Annotated in this window: 20 protein-coding genes, 4 tRNA genes and 1 pseudogene; 11 read left to right on the top strand and 14 right to left on the bottom strand. The window is 40.5% G+C overall.

Features of this window, described 5'->3' with window-relative positions; genetic code table 11:
* Positions 1-83 precede the first annotated feature (83 nt).
* The 3 genes from QQK05_RS02980 to QQK05_RS02970 all read right to left on the bottom strand — a co-directional run bounded on the left by QQK05_RS02980 (position 84) and on the right by QQK05_RS02970 (position 2,274).
* Positions 84-159 (bottom strand) — tRNA-Phe (locus QQK05_RS02980).
* Between the two features lie 157 nt (positions 160-316).
* On the bottom strand, positions 317-631 hold the full coding sequence (locus tag QQK05_RS02975; RefSeq protein WP_284295907.1) for a DUF1289 domain-containing protein: 315 nt from the start codon (positions 629-631) through the stop codon (positions 317-319).
* An 86-nt stretch (positions 632-717) separates the two neighbouring features.
* Positions 718-2,274, bottom strand: a complete 1,557-nt coding sequence (locus QQK05_RS02970; protein ID WP_284295906.1) for a SulP family inorganic anion transporter — start codon at positions 2,272-2,274, stop codon at positions 718-720.
* 311 nt (positions 2,275-2,585) lie between these two features.
* Between QQK05_RS02970 and QQK05_RS02965 the strand changes: the two genes are divergently transcribed.
* From QQK05_RS02965 to QQK05_RS02955, 3 genes are all read left to right on the top strand, one after another.
* The gene (locus tag QQK05_RS02965) at positions 2,586-3,152 is read left to right on the top strand and encodes a DUF4136 domain-containing protein (RefSeq protein WP_284295904.1); all 567 of its coding nucleotides are present in this window, start codon (positions 2,586-2,588) and stop codon (positions 3,150-3,152) included.
* 73 nt (positions 3,153-3,225) lie between these two features.
* A complete protein-coding gene (locus QQK05_RS02960; protein WP_284295902.1) occupies positions 3,226-4,686 on the top strand; it encodes a DNA-3-methyladenine glycosylase 2 family protein in 1,461 nt (486 codons plus the stop codon).
* A gap of 5 nt (positions 4,687-4,691) precedes the next feature.
* Positions 4,692-5,171, top strand: coding sequence for a methylated-DNA--[protein]-cysteine S-methyltransferase (locus QQK05_RS02955; RefSeq protein WP_284295901.1), 480 nt, complete (start codon positions 4,692-4,694; stop codon positions 5,169-5,171).
* Here QQK05_RS02955 and QQK05_RS02950 read toward each other — a convergent pair.
* Both QQK05_RS02950 and QQK05_RS02945 read right to left on the bottom strand, forming a co-directional pair.
* Positions 5,161-5,772, bottom strand: a complete 612-nt coding sequence (locus QQK05_RS02950) for an acyl carrier protein phosphodiesterase (RefSeq protein WP_284295900.1) — start codon at positions 5,770-5,772, stop codon at positions 5,161-5,163. The genes QQK05_RS02955 and QQK05_RS02950 overlap by 11 nt on opposite strands.
* A gap of 8 nt (positions 5,773-5,780) precedes the next feature.
* Positions 5,781-6,812 (bottom strand): S1C family serine protease, encoded by a 1,032-nt coding sequence (locus QQK05_RS02945; protein ID WP_284295899.1) that lies wholly within the window; start codon positions 6,810-6,812, stop codon positions 5,781-5,783.
* 285 nt (positions 6,813-7,097) lie between these two features.
* On the opposite strand from QQK05_RS02945, the gene QQK05_RS02940 reads away from it, so the two are divergent.
* Entirely contained in the window at positions 7,098-7,457 is a 360-nt protein-coding gene (locus tag QQK05_RS02940; protein WP_284295898.1) for a hypothetical protein, read from the top strand.
* 42 nt (positions 7,458-7,499) lie between these two features.
* Here the strand turns inward: QQK05_RS02940 and trmB are convergent, their stop codons facing one another.
* Together trmB and QQK05_RS02930 are read right to left on the bottom strand one after the other, a co-directional pair.
* Positions 7,500-8,225 (bottom strand): tRNA (guanosine(46)-N7)-methyltransferase TrmB, encoded by a 726-nt coding sequence (gene trmB, locus QQK05_RS02935; protein ID WP_284295897.1) that lies wholly within the window; start codon positions 8,223-8,225, stop codon positions 7,500-7,502.
* Positions 8,226-8,421: 196 nt separating this feature from the next.
* Entirely contained in the window at positions 8,422-8,760 is a 339-nt protein-coding gene (locus QQK05_RS02930) for a YggL family protein (protein ID WP_284295896.1), read from the bottom strand.
* Between the two features lie 142 nt (positions 8,761-8,902).
* Between QQK05_RS02930 and mutY the strand changes: the two genes are divergently transcribed.
* The 6 genes from mutY (at position 8,903) to QQK05_RS02900 (ending at position 11,108) form a co-directional block, all read left to right on the top strand.
* A complete protein-coding gene (gene mutY / locus QQK05_RS02925; protein WP_284295895.1) occupies positions 8,903-9,976 on the top strand; it encodes an A/G-specific adenine glycosylase in 1,074 nt (357 codons plus the stop codon).
* 10 nt (positions 9,977-9,986) lie between these two features.
* Positions 9,987-10,259, top strand: a complete 273-nt coding sequence (locus tag QQK05_RS02920) for an oxidative damage protection protein (protein ID WP_284295893.1) — start codon at positions 9,987-9,989, stop codon at positions 10,257-10,259.
* Positions 10,259-10,543, top strand: a complete 285-nt coding sequence (locus QQK05_RS02915; protein ID WP_284295892.1) for a TMEM165/GDT1 family protein — start codon at positions 10,259-10,261, stop codon at positions 10,541-10,543. The genes QQK05_RS02920 and QQK05_RS02915 overlap by 1 nt, the downstream gene beginning before the upstream one ends.
* A 159-nt stretch (positions 10,544-10,702) precedes the next feature.
* Positions 10,703-10,778, top strand: a tRNA-Phe gene (locus QQK05_RS02910).
* A gap of 96 nt (positions 10,779-10,874) precedes the next feature.
* Positions 10,875-10,950: transfer RNA gene (locus QQK05_RS02905), tRNA-Thr, on the top strand.
* 82 nt (positions 10,951-11,032) lie between these two features.
* Positions 11,033-11,108, top strand: a tRNA-Thr gene (locus QQK05_RS02900).
* A gap of 286 nt (positions 11,109-11,394) precedes the next feature.
* Here the strand turns inward: QQK05_RS02900 and QQK05_RS02895 are convergent.
* The 4 genes and pseudogenes from QQK05_RS02895 to QQK05_RS02880 all read right to left on the bottom strand — a co-directional run bounded on the left by QQK05_RS02895 (position 11,395) and on the right by QQK05_RS02880 (position 15,078).
* The gene (locus QQK05_RS02895; RefSeq protein WP_284295891.1) at positions 11,395-12,618 is read right to left on the bottom strand and encodes a GGDEF domain-containing protein; all 1,224 of its coding nucleotides are present in this window, start codon (positions 12,616-12,618) and stop codon (positions 11,395-11,397) included.
* A 298-nt stretch (positions 12,619-12,916) separates the two neighbouring features.
* Positions 12,917-13,894, bottom strand: a pseudogene (locus QQK05_RS02890) (glutathione S-transferase family protein).
* A gap of 15 nt (positions 13,895-13,909) precedes the next feature.
* The gene (locus tag QQK05_RS02885; RefSeq protein ID WP_284295890.1) at positions 13,910-14,605 is read right to left on the bottom strand and encodes a pirin family protein; all 696 of its coding nucleotides are present in this window, start codon (positions 14,603-14,605) and stop codon (positions 13,910-13,912) included.
* Between the two features lie 29 nt (positions 14,606-14,634).
* The gene (locus QQK05_RS02880; RefSeq protein WP_284295889.1) at positions 14,635-15,078 is read right to left on the bottom strand and encodes a DoxX family protein; all 444 of its coding nucleotides are present in this window, start codon (positions 15,076-15,078) and stop codon (positions 14,635-14,637) included.
* A 148-nt stretch (positions 15,079-15,226) separates the two neighbouring features.
* Here QQK05_RS02880 and QQK05_RS02875 point away from each other — a divergent pair, with 148 nt between their 5' ends.
* Entirely contained in the window at positions 15,227-16,117 is an 891-nt protein-coding gene (locus tag QQK05_RS02875; protein ID WP_284295888.1) for a LysR family transcriptional regulator, read from the top strand.
* On the opposite strand, the gene QQK05_RS02870 is transcribed toward QQK05_RS02875, so the two are convergent.
* From QQK05_RS02870 to QQK05_RS02860, 3 genes are all read right to left on the bottom strand, one after another.
* Positions 16,112-16,888, bottom strand: a complete 777-nt coding sequence (locus QQK05_RS02870) for a PEP-CTERM sorting domain-containing protein (protein WP_284295885.1) — start codon at positions 16,886-16,888, stop codon at positions 16,112-16,114. The two genes, QQK05_RS02875 and QQK05_RS02870, sit on opposite strands and share 6 nt — an antisense overlap.
* 175 nt (positions 16,889-17,063) lie before the next feature.
* Positions 17,064-17,354: a MazG nucleotide pyrophosphohydrolase domain-containing protein gene (locus QQK05_RS02865; protein ID WP_284295884.1), complete on the bottom strand. Its 291-nt coding sequence runs from the start codon at positions 17,352-17,354 to the stop codon at positions 17,064-17,066.
* Between the two features lie 28 nt (positions 17,355-17,382).
* Positions 17,383-18,888, bottom strand: coding sequence for a transporter substrate-binding domain-containing protein (locus QQK05_RS02860; RefSeq protein ID WP_284295883.1), 1,506 nt, complete (start codon positions 18,886-18,888; stop codon positions 17,383-17,385).
* Positions 18,889-18,986 lie beyond the last annotated feature (98 nt).

Below are 18,986 nucleotides of genomic sequence, written 5' to 3'. Positions count from 1 at the left end.
TCTAACCCGAAGGGCGAGATACATGGATGTATGAAGTCATCGAGCGTTCGATGCGTCAAGAGATATCATTTGAGGAACGAGAATGGTGCCTCGAGGCGGAATCGAACCACCGACACGGGGATTTTCAATCCCCTGCTCTACCGACTGAGCTATCGAGGCACTTAGAAGTGCAAATTCACTAAAGCGTGATGAATTAGCTTTAACGAGCGGTCACTATATAGTGGAATTAACTTACCAGCAAGTGATAATTATCTAAAAGTTTAGTTGTTAGGTTCAACTGCTCAAAGTTAAGTCAATTCGCTGAAGGAAACAGCAATTACAACTCAAAATCTCCAAAGTCTAAACTATCGTCATGCTGTACCTTCGGTTTCTCAACGGGGTCAAACAGTGATGGTTGCTTAGTCTCTTCAACTTCTTCTTGCTTTACTTTTATTACCTTACCTTTTTTACGCTTAATTCGCTGCTGGCAACGTTTTATCACTTTCTGTTTTTCATCATTATTGAACTTTATCCAACCTTGTCTCTCATCACGCGTTCGCATACAACCTAAGCAAAAGCCTTTCTCGTCTGATTGGCAAATACCAACACACGGGCTAGGAACATCAAAAAAATCGAGTTGTAGGTCTGACATAAAAAACTTCAATCGATAAAAAACAAAAAGCGTGAGACAGTAAGTATAACCATCTCACGCCCTATTTTACTAATTAACTACCAATATTAACCAAGCTTATCTGTTGCAATATGATAATCAGGGTCTTCAATTACATTCACTTCAACCAAATCACCTGCCTTCTTAAGCAGTAATAAACACTCTTGGCTTAAATGTTTTAAATGTAATTTTTTACCACGCGCCATATAACGCTCAGCCAATGTATCAATCGCTTCAATCGCAGAGTGGTCTGCAACACGAGAATTTTTAAATTCTACAATAACATCGTCTAAATCGTTATCCATATCAAACTGGTCTAAGAAATGAGACACAGAGCCAAAGAATAATGGACCGTTTACTTCGTAAACTGTAGAGCCATTCACATCTTTAGTACGGTTAACAATAACGTGTTTAGCATGCTCCCAAGCAAATACTAGGGCCGAAACAATAACACCTACAACAACGGCAACCGCAAGGTCTGTCGCAACAGTAACACCAGAAACAAGTACGATAACGAATGCATCCGCTTTTGGTACTTTCTTCATTATGCGGAAACTAGACCACTCAAACGTACCAATAACCACGATAAACATTACACCTACTAAAGCTGCCAGTGGAATTTGCTCAATTAGGCCTGAGGCAAATAGGATAAACGCTAATAAGCCCAACGCAGCGGTAATACCCGAAGCTCGACCACGACCACCAGAGTTAACATTAATCATTGATTGACCGATCATCGCACAACCACCCATACCGCCAAAGAAACCAGTAACTGTATTCGCGGCACCTTGAGCAACACACTCTTTATTACCTCGGCCACGTGTACCAGTTAATTCATCGATAAGAGTTAACGTTAATAGCGATTCAATTAAACCAATGGCCGCAAGTACTAGCGCGAATGGGAAGATAATTCTGAATGTTTCAAAGGTGAAAGGCACATTTGGAATCGAGAATTGCGGTAAACCACCTGCAATTGATGCCGCAGGATCATTTGTCATATCACGAACAAAATCAACAACAGTGCGAGCATCTAACCCTAAGCTTTGCACCAATACCGTTACCACAACAATCGCCACTAATGATGAAGGAACAGCTTTAGTTAACTTAGGTAAAAAGTGAATAATCGCCATGGTTAATGCGACTAAGCCAACCATAGTAAACATTTGATTACCTTGCATCCACACCATCACACCATTGTCATCAGGTACTTTAAACTGACCAAGCTGGGCAAGGAAAATAACTATCGCTAAACCATTTACAAAACCTAGCATTACGGGATGTGGTACTAGACGAATAAACTTACCAAGCTTGAATATACCAGCGAGGATTTGCAGCACCCCGGTTAAAACAACCGTAGCAAACAGATATTCAACACCATGAATAGCGACAAGGCTCACCATTACAACTGCCATTGCACCTGTAGCACCTGATATCATGCCAGGACGGCCACCGAAGACAGAGGTGATCAAACCGACCATAAACGCTGCGTATAAACCAACTAACGGCTCAACACCAGCAACAAATGCGAAGGCAACAGCTTCAGGTACTAACGCTAAAGCTACCGTTAAGCCAGATAAAACATCATTTTTTAAACTAGTAACTTTACTAGCATGTAATTCAAACATCGTTATCTCACGTTTGTATTAACCATTGGTTAATTAGAATAGTTAACAAGATGCAAAAATGCCTTATTCGCCAATAAAATATCTATCGACAAAGCACAAAAGAATCTCTAATAAAGGGGGTTTTCAAGGGGCGAAGAGTCTACGGCTTTAGGGCTGTAAAGTCAATATAAGAGCTAATCTAGCAGATAAAGCAATGATTAATAATCAACCACATTTGAAACAGTTTGTGATCACTGCCTACGTTCACCTTTAGCACGCAGTTGAACTATGCTAACTTGAGGGAAAGTCATCATTATCGAGTACTGAAAGCCATGAAAAACAAGTATATTATCAGCGTATTTGCAGCGGTAACGTTAATGGGTTGTCAATCTACTCAAGCAAGATATGACATTAACGAGGATATTGATTTCACTCAAATATCGAGTTGCCAATTACTTGAAACTCAACCTCAAGACCAAGACAACCCTGTTATTTTAGATCTTGTCCACCGCTCAGTTGGGCAACATGCAATGCAAAGTGGAATAACATTAACAACCGCTGAAAGCGCTTGTGTTTTGAGTTACAACCTAAGCTACAAAGACAAACCAGACAATTCATCCGTTAATTTTTCTATCGGTGGCGGCAGAACAACGGGTAATAGTTCGATTGGAATTGGCATAGGCAAAACCATTGACCTACCCGGAAATGACGGCACTTTAACGACGATCAATATCAATTTAACCTTTGATGAAGTGCCAGCTTGGTATGGTGCATCAACGTTTGAAAATGAGCTTGATATGGCAACAAGCAAACGTAAAAGTAGAATTGATAATGCTGTATCGGCAATATTCAACCACTACCCTGGTAAGGTAACAAAGGAAATACAAACTGAAAATTAATGTCCGTTTTTCGCTAGTAACAGTGCAAAAAAACGATATAGTGTAGCTACTCTCAATCATTTGGTTAGCTCACATGAGTGCTCAAGCAATAAAAAACAGTTCCCAAGTAGAAGCGTATAAACGGGCTCGTCTTAGTCAAGATGCTCGTTTTGATGGAAAGTTTTTTATTGGTGTTGTCACAACAGGAATATTTTGTCGCCCGGTATGTCGCGTAAAGCCTCCAAAAGAGGAAAACGTTAGATATTATGCCAGTGCAATAATAGCGCAACAGCAAGGTTTTAGACCATGCAAGCGTTGTTTACCCGAACTCGCCCCCGAATATCCGGTACCTCTTTCACAAAAACAGTTATTACAGGCCTTATTAAAGCATCATGGTAATGTGCAACAAGCGGCATCATTTTGTCAGCTGAGTGAAAGACAATTTAGACGCAAGTTTACCGAAGGCTTTGGATTATCTCCCAACCCTTATTGGCAGCAGCATAGACTGTTAAACGCACTTAAGTTGTTACGAAATTCAAACTTGTCAATGACGCAAGTCTGTTATGCCAGCGGTTTTGGAAGCGTAAGACGATTCAACGAAGCAATAGTGAAGTTATATGGGGAACCGCCAAAAGAAATCGCAAAACGGGAGAAATCAAACTCACCCACGGCGATTGAAATCAAACTCCCATATCAAGGTGCGTATGATTGGCCACTGATGTTGTCATTTTTTAACCATCGTCAAATAAGTGAAATAGAAAAGGTAACGACAACAAGCTATGCGCGTATTTTTCGCATTGATGGTATTGAAGGCGCATTCAACGTAACACATAGCGAAGTTGAATCAGCGTTGATTCTGCAGGTTACATGCGAAAACCATCAGATATTGCCAGTACTTATTGCCCGCGTAAGAAAAATGTTCGATTTAGATGCAAATTTAGAACAGATTCACCAGGTAATTAGCCATCACCCAAAAATTAAAAAAGTAATTACTCACACACCTGGCTTACGCTTACCGGGATGCTTTGACTTATTCGAATTCACTATTCGTGCAATCTTAGGTCAGCAAGTATCTGTTAAAGCCGCAACGACACTCGCAAAGCGTATATGCATTGCCTACGGCAATAAATGTGGTGAAAACGCTTATGGTTTAACTCATCATTTTCCGTCAAACACGCAATTACTTGATGCCGATTTTAAAGCGTTGGGGTTAACCCAAAGTAGAATCGATACATTGATATTATGGTGCGAGTACTACCACCAAAATAATCATATCTTTAACTACTATCAAAACATCGATGATTTACAAAAACGTTTAGTCACCCTAAAAGGTATTGGGCCTTGGACAGTAAACTATATCGCAATGCGTGGGCTGAGTGATCCAAATGCTTTTCCAAGTGCAGATTTAGGCATCATCAAGGCACTTAGTAAACCCAATTGCGCCCCAAAAGAGCGGATAAAAAACAAAGACATTTTAACACTTGCCGAAAACTGGCAACCATGGCGAGCATACGCCGCCATTTATTTATGGCAATCATTAGCATTAACTGAGTAAGTATTATGTATTTCACAACCTACCAAAGCCCCTTAGGCGAAATTGCTATTACCGCTTCCAATCAGGGAATTACAGCTCTAGCTTTTCAAGCAGGCAACGCAGCGATTACTCCCGATCCAAACTGGTTAAAAGATGAGAGTAAGTTTGTTGAAATTAAAACTCAACTTGATGAATACTTTTCGGGTAATAGACGAACATTTGATTTGGCTTTAGATCCCAAAGGGACGCCATTTCAGAAAAATGTGTGGCGAGCTTTATGCACGATAGAAATGGGTAAAACAGTGAGCTACGGTGATCTAGCAAAAGCAATCAACAACCCTAAAGCAGTTAGAGCTGTTGGCACTGCTAACGGCGCAAATCCAATCGCGTTAATTGTACCCTGCCATCGTGTTATCGGCTCAAATGGAAAACTGAACGGCTATGCAGGTGGGCTTGGGTTAAAATCAAAGCTCTTAATGCACGAAGGTGCACACTTTAAAGTTTAATTCTACTGCCAAATGACTCAAGCGCATGAGATTTGACGTGCGCCTGAAGTTGTGGGAAAAAAGTTAAGAAACAGTGCTCAAAATAATCATAATGTTGCCTTATATCATCAACACTATTGGCAAAATCATTTTTGAATCGCACACGTTTTGAGATATTAACGATAGCTCGCTCTATTCCGGCTTGAGACCTATATTGCTCAAACCAATCGTCTCGACTCATTAAGTCGATAACGTGTGCCATTCTATTTGGCATAAGGGATTGTCGCGCTAACAACAACGCATAACTTTGTTGCTTAAACGCATCAAAAGACAAGGTTGAATTTCTGTATGTGCGCCAATTTTTAATTAAAAAGTGATCAAACAAAACATCTAACGCAATACCAGAAAAACGACGATGTGCCTTATTAAAGCGAAGCTTTGCATCACGAACTATCGGGTGACTGTCGGTATATTTATCAACTAAGTAATGATTATCAAGTCCGCGAAGTACGCTATCGTTGTAATTAGAAAGCTGTACACCTTTACGAAAATCTCCGAGCAAGTTACCCATATGAGAGTCCGCGGTTGGCTGCGCTAAGTAAAGGTGTGCGAGGTAATTCATCGATTCACCTAATCGACCGTCCAGCTAACATCTAAAATTTTTCCAGAGCGAACAAACTTAAACCTCACTTCTTCGCCTTTTTCTAAATGACTAAACCAACGTTGAGCTTCAAATAACGATTCTATTCCATCAAGCTTGATATGGCCTACCTTGACCAGTATATCCCCGCCAAGCAAAATAGATTGCTGGCCCAAATTCACTGCTATGTTACCACCTTGAAAACCAAGCTTTTCTGCAAGTGTTTTTGGGACGACCTGCTGGATAAGCAAGCCATAACCAAAGGGGTTATTAATAGCATTCGATAACTTTTTATCGAGCATGATCGGAACTATGCCAACCCACATTGGCGGTTTGTTTTCGATAACATCTTGAACGGTATCCGTTGACACCACAAAACCCAGCCCTTGTGAACCACCACTTTGACTCAATATGTGGCTAACAATGCCGATGATCTCGCCTTTCATGTTAAACATCGGGCCACCAGAATTGCCCTGATTAATTGCCGCGTCTGTTTGCAAGAACCTCGGCTTGAGCTTATTGAGTGGTATCTCTGCCTTATCACGAATCCCACTTAAATAACCAACCGATAAACTGTGACTTACACCATAAGGAGCACCTATAACAACGACTTGTTCCCCTATTTGATAATCACGGCGTTTAGCAAGTTTCAATACTTGATAATCATCCTTAGGCATTTCAGCCACTTGAATCATAGCCAAGTCAACTAGAGGCGCAACCCAAACGACATGACCCGTTGTTTTGAAACCATTGGAAAAAACAACCTCTATATCCGTTGCTCGTTCAATAACATGTGCTGCCGTTAAGATACGCCCTTTCTCACTAATTAACGCGCCCGACCCCAAAGAGTTCCCCGTGTGCACTTTATAATCAACTTGAGCCTTTTGTGGCTTAGATAGTGCTTTTACATGCAGTTCGACAACGCCTGGGTTCATTTCTTTATAAACGCTTTGTACATTGTTTTGCGCAAGCGTTAATGTTGAGAGGAACAACAAACAAGCGACACTCATCCACTTATACATAGATATCCTTAAAAATTAGAGCATTGTTATCATAACTGAGAAATCATGATGAATCCGTACGATTTTAACAAGGTTTCATTTTTTTCAGCTTAAATTAGTGATGATTACATTTGAATTACGCTAACGTGTTTACATCTGAAATCACTGAGCATCAAACACATTTCTCGGAGGATATTCCAACAAATTCCGGAAAATGAAACAGGATTACTCAACACCCCCTTAAATAGTTTGTGAGGTATTTAAATTACTTGTTATGATAACGCGGTATTTTTCGAGCGAAGTAGCATGTTAGAAGTTTTAGCCAGTTTAGCAACACTCACAATCTTATGGATGGTTTGGCAATTAATCCGAGCCAAAAAATTTAATAAATTTAAAGAAGTGCTAATGCACGATGTTAAACCAGATGTTATTAAAGCGATAAAAACAGAGCTTGAAGAATCCCGTAGTGAGGTATTTCCAAATAATGAATATCACGTGCAAGCGACAGTGTATTTTTGGACACAATATCCAATCCGCATACTACAAGCCGCATTAGAAAGAGACATTATCGATGAACAATGGCTCATAAAAACAGGTAACCTACGACATAGCCAGCATTTGATGCACATTCAGCAACATCTTATGCTTCGAAGAAATGGGGAATAAAAAAAGGCAGCGTATCGCTGCCTTTTTAGATGGTAAAACTTGTTACTCAGCACGAGCAAATTGCAGATCCCACACACCATGGCCTAAACGGTGACCACGTTGCTCAAATTTAGTTAACGGACGTGAGTCTGGGCGTGGCACATAATCGTTTGTTTCAGACAAATTATTATATCCAGGCGCAGTTTGCATATCTTCTAACATACATTCCGCGTAATTTTCCCAATCTGTCGCCATATGGAAGACACCACCGACTTTTAGCTTTTGACGAATTGTCTCGACAAACTCAGGCTGAACAATGCGTCGTTTATGGTGCTTTTTCTTATGCCAAGGATCAGGGAAAAATAATTGCACCGTTGTAAGCGATTGTTCAGGAATACAATCAGCTAAGATTTCAATCGCATCGTGTTCATAAACTTTTAAGTTCTTCACCCCTTTTTCTTGCGCCAGTGCGATACAGGCACCAACACCAGGACGGTGAACTTCAATACCAATAAAGTTAATATCTGGGGCATTTTTTGCCATTTCAACTAACGATTTACCCATACCAAAGCCAATCTCTAGCGTTACAGGGTTGTCATTGCCGAACAACGCCTTTGAGTCGATCATGCCATCTTCATGGTTTAATCCCATCTCAGACCAAAAATTTTCAAGGGCATGTGCTTGGCCTTTCGTTAATCGACCTTCACGTTTGACAAAACTACGAACAGTACGAATATACTTACCTTCGGCTTGTGCTTGCTCTACTGTTTTATGCTCTCTTTGACTCATAAACCTAATCTTTCTGTTGGCAAATTTAAGGGCGCGTATTATCCACGGTTATTGACTGAAACTCAATCAATCAAACCTTAGATTTCGTAACGCTACTACGAAGTATAGGTAGTGATGGATTATCAGCAGTCAAAAAAAGAACTTAATGATACTTTATTTGCCTGTAAACGTTACGCAAAATTAAGAATGCTGGCTTTTACTCAGCCCACCATACATCGTAAAGCTCAGACACTGACACAGCAGTCGCGCCATTGTCCTTCAACCAATTTTCAACCGCCTGACGATCTTCTTCAGTACATTTGCCAAGTTTTTGTGTACAAATAAGACCGTGCCATAACACGTCACCTTCACCACCAAAACCCAGTTCACGCTGTTGAATCACCTCAGCAAAAAACTTATCGATAAACTGATCAACAGCTTCATCCGTTGTTTCGTCTGGTAATTTCCAAGCGACGTCAAAACCTAACTCTTGAAACTCATCAACGCGTAATTTCTTACGAATGCGACGATTTCTACTCTTTGCTTCTTTTTTCATGGTAACCCTTTCGGTAAAAACACTATTGCGCGAAGAATAGTGCGAAACACATAATTTTTCTAGCAATAGTGAAACTTTTTAACCTATTGAACGTAGAAGTGAGATTGTTTCAAAAAATTCAATTCGCTACACTGTCGCCACTATGACAAATACCATAACAATCAACCAATCATCGGCTAACTTATTCGCCAAGCAAGTGCTCGCTTGGTACGAAAAGCGTGGCCGAAAAACACTACCTTGGCAACAAAATAAAACGCCTTACCGTGTCTGGATTTCAGAAATAATGTTGCAACAAACTCAGGTTGCCACCGTGATCCCATACTACGAACGGTTTATGGCAAGCTTTCCAACGATTTCAGACTTAGCACAAGCGGAAGAAGATGCCGTACTTCATCACTGGACAGGCCTTGGGTACTATGCTCGTGCCAGGAACCTTCACAAAACAGCCAAAATAATTCATCAAGACTTTCAAGGGAAATTTCCAGAAACCATTGAGCAGGTTATCGAACTTCCCGGAATAGGTCGTTCAACGGCTGGTGCGATATTAAGCTTATCATTGAACAAGCACTACCCAATACTAGACGGTAATGTAAAACGTGTACTGGCACGCTGTTATACGGTTGAAGGGCACAACGGCCAAGCAAAATATGAAAAACAGCTTTGGCCAATTACCGAAGCACTTACGCCAGCAAAAGGGGTCGCCCAGTTCAATCAGGCTATGATGGATCTTGGCGCCATGATTTGTACGCGTTCAAAACCAAAGTGTGACGAATGCCCAGTGGAATCAGGCTGCTTAGCTAAACAAGGTGATTTACAGGCGGAATTTCCACAAAAGAAACCAAAGAAAAACATTCCTGAAAAACACACCATCATGGTGATCCCAAAAACAAATGCTCAGTTATTAATGGAGAAGCGCCCTCCATCAGGAATCTGGGGTGGTCTTTGGTGTTTCCATGAAGTAAAAGATATTGCTGATATCCCTGAGTTTCTTAAATCAATGCATTTAAAAGAGATTGAGCGACAGCAGCTCGACGCATTTAGACATACATTCAGCCATTTCCACCTCGACATTACCCCCATTGTTGTTGAGTGTGAAAAACTACCGTCGACACAAATAAACGAAAAAGATGCGCAACAATGGTATGATATGTCCAAACAATCTTCTGTAGGCTTAGCCGCCTCAACAGTAAATATTATTTCCAAAATCATAGGTTAAAAGAATAGATATGACTCGCACTGTATTTTGCCAACACTTAAAAAAAGACGATGATGGTTTAGATTTCCAACTTTACCCTGGTGATGTAGGTAAACGTATATTCGATAATATTGGTAAAGAAGCTTGGGCACTGTGGCAAAAAAAACAGACCATGCTAATTAATGAGCATAAAATGAATATGATGAATCCTGATGACCGTGCGTTTTTAGAAAAAACAATGGTCGAATTCTTATTTGAAGGTAAAGAGCCTCACATTGAAGGTTACACACCAGAGAACAAGTAGTGGAATTTAATATCGACTGGAAGATTTTTTTAACAATCTTCGCTTCTGTCTTTGTCGCCGAACTTGGCGACAAAACCCAATTAGCCACCATGTTATTTGCTGCCGATAAAGATGTGAGCAAATGGATGGTATTTGCTGCCGCCTCAGTCGCCTTGATTTGTGCGACGGCAATGGGTGTGCTCGTTGGTACCTTCATTTCACAATATATAGATGAGCGCACACTTTCTTACATTGCTGGTCTGGGCTTTATCGCGATAGGAATATTCACACTTTATAACGCATAGCGTTTAAAAAACGTCAAAGGCGTTGAATTAACCGCCAAAACGGAGAAAAAACCACCAAACGAAAAATTATTTTAAAAAAGTAGTTGACGTGGAAAACGAAAAACAGTTTAATAGCGCCCGTCTTCAAGGCAAGGCCAAAAAGACAAATTGAATAGACACGCCTCGATAGCTCAGTCGGTAGAGCAGGGGATTGAAAATCCCCGTGTCGGTGGTTCGATTCCGCCTCGAGGCACCATCTATTCCAAAGAATTTTGAATAAGTGCGTACTTAACTAAAGTTATCATTTATTCGGTGCCAAGATAAGCATTGCTTATCGCACACAGTTTTGTGTGCCGACTTAGCTCAGTTGGTAGAGCAACTGACTTGTAATCAGTAGGTCGCCAGTTCGACTCCGGCAGTCGGCACCATTCATAAGAAACCTCGCAGTTGCGAGGTTTTTTTTCAAATATATCTTAGGATAATTAACGCTTAGCGTTCACAGTTTTGTGTGCCGACTTAGCTCAGTTGGTAGAGCAACTGACTTGTAATCAGTAGGTCGCCAGTTCGACTCCGGCAGTCGGCACCATTTATAAGAAACCTCGCAGTTGCGAGGTTTTTTTTCGTCTTTATTTTATTAACACTGGCGTACTGATTGAAATCAGTAGCTAAGCAGGTTTGGCAATTAGACTCCGGCAGTCGGCACCATTTATAAGAAACCTCGCAGTTGCGAGGTTTTTTTCGTCTTTATTTTATCAACACTGGCGTACTGATTGAAATCAGTAGCTAAGCAGGTTTGGCAATTAGACTCCGGCAGTCGGCACCATTTCTAAGAGCAGTAAATAAGAGCAATATTTATTGATTGCTCAAAACACCTAAGGTCTAACTTCTACAACACAGTTTCGCCCAGTTTGTTTTGCTTGATATAAACCAAGGTCTGCTTTATCAATAGCTTCTTCAATAAGTGTGTCTGCTTTATTAATTTCGACTACGCCAAAGCTTGCCGTCACACCAATTAATTCGTCATTGTACTTAAATTCACTCAACTCGAGTGCAGAACGGAGCCTTTCTGCAACTCCTTTAGCCTCTCTCATATTTGCTCGGCCTAGCAAGATAACAAACTCTTCACCGCCTAAACGCCCCAGTAAATCCGTATCTTTAATGTGAGTCTTGATTATTGCTGTTGCTCTTTCTAGCACTAAATCACCTGCAGCATGGCTATAGTTATCATTAATTGACTTAAATTTATCAATATCCCAATAGATCAAACAAACGTGCATGTCATTAGCAATAAAGCTATGAAGGCTTTTTTGTGCTGATTGATAAAATCCTCTGCGATTTAGACACTGAGTAAGTGGATCTGTAATTGCTTGAACTCTCATTTTCTCAGACATATCTGATGCCAACACGAAAACGATAAATAACGACATCCCAATGTAACCTGTAGGCAGAGAAATGAAATTGATTGTACGGTAAATATCAAAATAGTAAGAATTTCCTTCAGCCCCTTGCATCAAAGCAAAAGTCGCTGCTACCCCTTGTGCTCCAGCAAAGAGAAAATAAACTACCGAAGCTCCTATTTCTGCTGGTCTAGGCGTAGGCCTATGTTTCAATAATACATATCCACACAAACATAGGTAAACCACGGTATGGTATATGTAAAGTGACATACTTAATCCACGATGAACCTCTACCGCTGTAAAATAATAAGTAACTCCAAGAACTGCCACGCCGGATAAAAATAGTAGCTTATAATTGATAGGAAAATTAGTCCGAACAAGGTGCCCCCACGTACCAAAAATTACCGTACCAACCGACAAAGTACAGGCAACCATCCAATATGTAGTAAAGTCAGTTGGCTTGAATATATTAATAGTCCATTGAAAAGCACCAATAATAAAAGTGAATGCCCAAATTAACGTATGGCGTTCCTTCCCCATAGTTTTATAGGCAGTAAGAAAAATAAAAGCCAAGATCAGGTTGGTGAATAATAGAGAAACGATAATGAAGAAAAAAGGGCTCATAGAAACAGCAATATAATAGGAACTCATATAAATACTAGCAGAATACTCAAGCGAAGTAATAACCGAAAAGCTCATTACAAAATGCGATAGAAAATATTTGGGACAGCTGCTTTAATAAATAAAATAGGGCCGGAGATCCAACAAATAGCTATCTCCTTAATAACGATAGATTTTTGAGTTACTTCCATATTTTTCCTCTACCTACAGCTAATAAAAACCGAGAAACAAGAGAAAAACGTCTCGCAACGACGATTGAGTGGGTCAGTGAAGGAAAGGGAAAGAACTGGAAATATGAAAATTGCTAAGCATGATCATGACTTAATAAACGAAGCCACTGAATTGGCAGCGGCTTCGTTTATTTAAATACATACGGCTAAAGACTCGCTCTATTATGAGCTACGTTGTAGTCAATATCTGGTCCCTGAGGAACAACTTGTGTAGGATTTATCATAGTATGACTAAAGTAATAGTGTCGTTTGATATGATAAAAATCGACTGTTTTCGCCACACCAGCTACTTGATATAAATCTCTTACGTACTGCGATAAATTTGGGTATTGTGCTATTTATCGTTTATTACACTTAAAGTGCCCTACGTACACTGCATCAAATCTAATTAACGTTGTAAATAAACGCCAATCCGCTTCCGTTAGCTCACCACCTGTTAAGTAACGCTGATTCGACAGCCGTTGTTCAATATTATCTAATGCATTGAATAAGTTTTCGTAAGCCTCACCGTATGCTGATTGCGTCGTAGCAAACCCTGCTTTATACACACCATTATTGATGTTGTGATAAACAAACTCGTTAACTTCGTCTATCTCACTGCGCTTTGCTTCAGGATAATAGTCGTCATGATTTCCTGTAATCTTGTTAAACGCTGTATTAAACATCCGAATGATTTCCGAGGACTCATTCGAAACAATACAGTTTTGCTGTTTATCCCATAAAACAGGCACGGTCACTCTACCACTGTACTCAGGGTTGTTACGCGTATATATCTGATACATGTAATCACTACCAAAAAGCTCATCACCTGAACTATAGTTATCTTGTTCAAACGTCCAACCCTTTGCGAGCATATCAGGACTTACCACAGAAACACTGATGTGTTCTTCAAGGCCTTTAAGTGTTCTAAAAATTAATGTGCGATGTGCCCATGGACATGCTAACGAAACGTATAGGTGGTACCTACCCGATTCAGCTTTAAAACCGGACAGACCTGTCGGCCCTGCACTACCGTCTTCAGTGATCCAGTTTCTTAATTGCGCCTCTTCGCGCTTAAACTTACCGTTACTTTCTTTTGTGTTGTACCACGTATCGTGCCAAACACCGTCTACTAATAATCCCATAATATCTTACCTACTTTATGGCAACTCAAATATAAGTGCTGTTACTTGAGTCTCGCCTTTATTTTTCAGTTGCATGTTTTTTAACTGTGAAACTTTTGCTCCATCACCCGCTTGCAACAGGGTTTCATTGACCAACAATTCACCCTGTATCACGTGAATATACACATGCTCACCAATTGACCTATCAAAATCCAAACCTTTTCCTGCAGTCAGTATTAGCTGATGTAATTTGGCATCTTGTTTAATTTGCAATGTTGAGCCTTCTCCATCCGGGGTTACAATCGTTGTGATACCTTCTGTTGTACCGAAATTTTTTTGCTGGTAGCCCGGCACAGTGCCCTTTATATTTGGTTCAACCCAAATTTGTAAAAACGCTAGTGCGTCATGTGCCGAGTTATTGAATTCACTATGGAATATCCCTCTACCAGCTGACATCAGTTGAAATTCGCCTGCGGGTAGAACTTGCACGTTTCCCTCACTGTCCTTATGTGCAATTTCACCTTTTAATACGTAACTAATAATTTCCATATCTCGGTGACCGTGTGTTTCAAATCCCGCCGATGGTGCGACATGGTCATCATTGATGACTCGCAGTGCTGAAAACCCCATATGTTTCGGATCATAATAATGACCAAATGAAAAACTGTGTTTGCTTTGCAGCCAACCAAAATTTGCAACGCCACGCTCAGCGGCTTTTCTTACAAGAATCATTGTATGCCTCCTGTATTGGAGAGCTGACTTTACGCCAGCTTCTTAACAATTAGGTTATCACCAGCTAGTTTTCCACCACCAGATAATGCCAATGAAATACTCGCAGCTAATAACGCAAGACCAAACTCATACCCATTGTTTGACATAAATAGGCCATTGACGAAATGTACAGAAAATATTGCGACAACCATGGTAAATGCTAGGGCTGTTGCTGCCGGTCGCGTTAACAACCCCAGTAAAATAAATAAGCCACCGAAGAACTCTGCACTACCGGCTAACAATGCCATCAAAAAGCCCGGTGCTAAACCAATCGATTCCATCCATCCACCTGTGCCCTCTAGACCATAGCCACCAAACCAACCGAATAACTTTTGAGCACCATGTGCCATAAATATAATTCCCACAGGAATACGCAGTGCTAATGCAGAATAACCTGCATGACTTGTTGATAATTTTTGAATTAATGTTTTCATTTCAATACCCTCACATATTTAAAAAATAAGAACAAAGAAGCTTTACTCCTCATCCATTGATTACAAGTCTATATGTGATAGCCTAATTAAAAAACCGAAACATTTTGACGTATTAGTTCAAAAATTTTGAACATAAAAAGGACTCACTATGCACCATGCGATTACCCTTGAAGCGCTGCGCGCGCTTGACGCGATAGATAGAAAAGGTAGCTTTTCCGCGGCAGCTCAGTCGCTCTACAAAGTCCCCTCTGCACTCACCTACACCATCAAGAAACTCGAGGAGGATCTTGGTACTGCGCTATTCGATCGCTCCAAACAGCGAGCGGTATTAACGCCTGCAGGTAAGTTAGTCCTAGATCATGGTCGAGAAATACTTTATGCGACGACCAAAATGGCTGATGCATTGACGCAGCTTGAAACGGGTTGGGAAAATGAGCTCCGAATCGCTCGCGATACGGTAGTCCCCGAATGCATCGTCTATGACTTACTAAAAGAGTTTACGCAATTACCACAAAATGTAGATGTTTCGTTAAGCGTTGAAGCATTAGGCGGTGGATGGGATGCTTTACATAGTAAGCGCGCGGATATAGTGATAGGTGCTTCTGGAGAGCTGCCAAAGGGGCGCTTTAATACTCACAAAATTGCAGAAATATCATTTATTTTTGCGGTCGCGAACAACCACCCATTGTGTACAAAAGAGATTGTCGACCTTGAGGACCTAGCACGCTACCCCTCAATTGTTGTCGCTGATACCTCTCAATTACTACCGGAACGTGATAGCGGCCTCTTTACGAGCAAACAAGTTATCAGGGTTAATACGATGTCGGCGAAAATTAACGCTCAACGAAAAGGTATAGGGATAGGCTTCATTCCATCACATTTGGCGGAGCCTTATGTTAAAAGTGGCGAGCTCGTTGTTAAGCAATGTGTGATTCCACGGCCAAACCAATCACTGTTTATTGCCTGGAATAAAGAGCACGAAGGCAAAGCTTTCGACTGGTTTGTCCAAAAGCTTTGCCATGCTCACTGGGCTCTATGAATCGCGATTTACCGTTTCCACCGCTTGGTTTGGTTGGCGTAACTTACGAAGACCTAGACCAATAATGCCTAAAGATAACATCAAAATACTAGCAGGTTCAGGTACAGAGACACTTGATAATGCACTTGCGTTCTGAATCGGTGAAAAGTTATCAAACGCAAGTCCTATACCTTTGGTTTTGCTACCGACAAACGAAATATCAATACGTGTGATGTCTGATAAACCACTAAAGCCAAAAGCCCAAGGTTTACCGTCTAATTGTGAGTTGTTTCCTATTGGTGACAAAATAGACGCCAACAGTTGATTATGATTAAACGCTTTTACTAAGAACTGCTCTGTTTTGTTCTTGCCACCATCAATGTCCCAAATCTCACCTGAAGCGCCCGTTACTGGCTGGTCCGAGTCATATAAAATTGAAAACACACCAAATGGCTTGTAAGCATTCGCTTGGCGCAAGAAGAAGTTACCAAGTTGGCTTTCATAACCTGAAGCAGCTTGGTCTTTACCTGCTTTGCTGATAAAGCCTGTTTTTTGGTCATTGTTACCCGCTTGCTCATATACCGCGTTAGCATCGATTACACCATCTTCATCGGTGTCAAAGCCAAAGCGCACTGAAGTCTCTCCCACAGTAAAAGACTGGGTTAATGGAATGACTTGGTTGTCAGATACTGAGTAGCAAGCACCATTAGACTCGAAATTAATAATTCCTGCTTGCGACGAAACACTAAAACCTACGGCTGCGAATATCGACATTAATTTTGATGCTTTCATAACTGCTACCTCACCTTAAAAAGCTACAGTAGTGTTAATCCAACAATCAGACCAACTAAACTAAAAACATAAAAATCAATAGCTTATGACATTTATTGATTTCCGTATTGCATATTGCATGTTGCATATTGCAACTCACGTCGTGGAAACTGTTGCAAAATGCAATGATAGAAAGTTACTTCAGTCTACCTCGTGCACCTCTTGTCTGATTCTTCTCCATTTTGTCAGTAATGGCTTGGTTCATATCGATGCCTTGCCAGTGCGCGATATCAAGCACTCGCAATACAATGTCGGCTAATTCTTCTGCGAATTCCGGTGTTGGTTCTTGTTGACGGCACTCATTGATAGCTTCACCCACCTCTGAAGCAACAAGTGCTAGGGCTTCAAGAACCGTTTTATTATGCCAGCCCATTTCTTCAACCCACTGAAAATTAGCTTGGGCAATTTCATTAATCGTTTTACTCACAAGAACCGACCTTTCATAAATATAAAAATTATTGTTTAACACCGAGATTAAAATATTGCTCAAATATTTTTTTCTGGGACGGTGCAATAAACTGTTGTTGCATATTAAACAGCGTATTACCAGCATTTAGTCGCTTAAGGCTAGCATTCACTTCGCTGACAAATGCTCGCCCTGATTCTGTATTTGAGCACATAAAATGTCCCAGGATGTATGGTGCCGCACCCTCTATGGGGTAACTGTATAGTTCTTCATTACTATACTGATCCCAGTAATAGTGAATATCTTGCGGATATTCAACAAGCAAGTCGAAACGCTTTCTGGTAAAAAGTTTTGCTATCTTGTCGACCTCAGCCGGCACATCAAATACATTAAGAACCGGAATTTTGCTTAGGACGTTATCCAAGTTTTCACCATAACTGCGACCGTTAACCAGCCCCAATCGATAATCCGGATAATAATGCGCTAGCTCTGTCAGTTTCGCGTTGCCTGATATGTCTAAAGGTTCAGTGGCATGCAGTGCAAGGCCTAAATAAAGCGACGTTGGCTTACTGAAAACAAAAAGCTTTTCCCTTTCAGGTGTTTTAATCATGTCTGAGAAGCAAACATCTTCTTGGTTTGAGTACTTCGCAATATCAGAAAAGTCTGTCACTAATTTATATTCAATCCGATAATTAAGCATCAACTCAAAAATAGCACTCAAACTACTGCTTAAACGATTTGATAATTCGACACTGTCTGACTTGTGTTTGTAAAAAACACCTGCCTCATCGGTAAAGATAAGCATAGAGCGTTTGTTGGGATTGAAGTTTGCAAAATTACTATGGACGTATTCTTCTTTAAATAACGATTTTAGCGTGCCGTCGTCTCGCATCTGTGCCATGCGTCGATCATAAGTTTCGGCTAATTTTTTACCATGTAAATTTTTCTGGAAGGCATTAAATATATAACGTTCAGGGATAATCTCATAAGCAACAAGCTTGTCAGCGTAGCGCTCAGGAATGTTATATTCATAATCAATAATTGCGTCAATTCGACCTTTCATGAGTAATTCAAAGCCGGTATACAAGGTATTTAGCTGATAAATATTCTTCGCCTCAGGCAAATAGCGGCCGTAGTCATAACCTCTCATCCAGCCCAAGTTTAAGCTCTCTAAATCTTTAACACTGTTTATGTCGTTGCGTTCTTTATGATAAAGCGCAACTATCGGGTATTCGACATCAAGGTACCAATTGGGAAATATTGCTCTTTCTGCATCGTCACGAAATAAACCAACTGCAATATCAATTTTGCCTCTATTAAAGGCGTCAATTGCACGATTAAATGACATGAAATCGACTTGGATATTCTCTTTACCATAGACATGATAAAGTAACTCGAGATAGGTTCCTGTGCCGTCTTCATTAGTTACACCTTGCCAAATATCAGCACCAACAATAATTTTTTCTTTATCTATGGAGTTGGCAACAGGAGAAGTTAAGAGAATAGATAACAGTAGAGAGGTAAATAATAGCTGTTTAACACGAATCAAATTCACCTCAGCCCACCTGTAAAAAATCGATAATACTACTAACAGTTATATATCTCATCGCTCCACTAGTCAAAAAAGGAGGCTTAGGCCTCCTTTCTTAGGTA

Origin of the sequence: Thalassotalea loyana (genome assembly GCF_030161435.1) — a bacterium.
In the GTDB taxonomy this organism is placed as follows: Bacteria; Pseudomonadota; Gammaproteobacteria; order Enterobacterales; family Alteromonadaceae; genus Thalassotalea_G; species Thalassotalea_G loyana.
The sequence above is the reverse complement of the archived record's forward strand: the minus strand, read 5'-3'. Positions and strand labels throughout refer to the sequence as shown.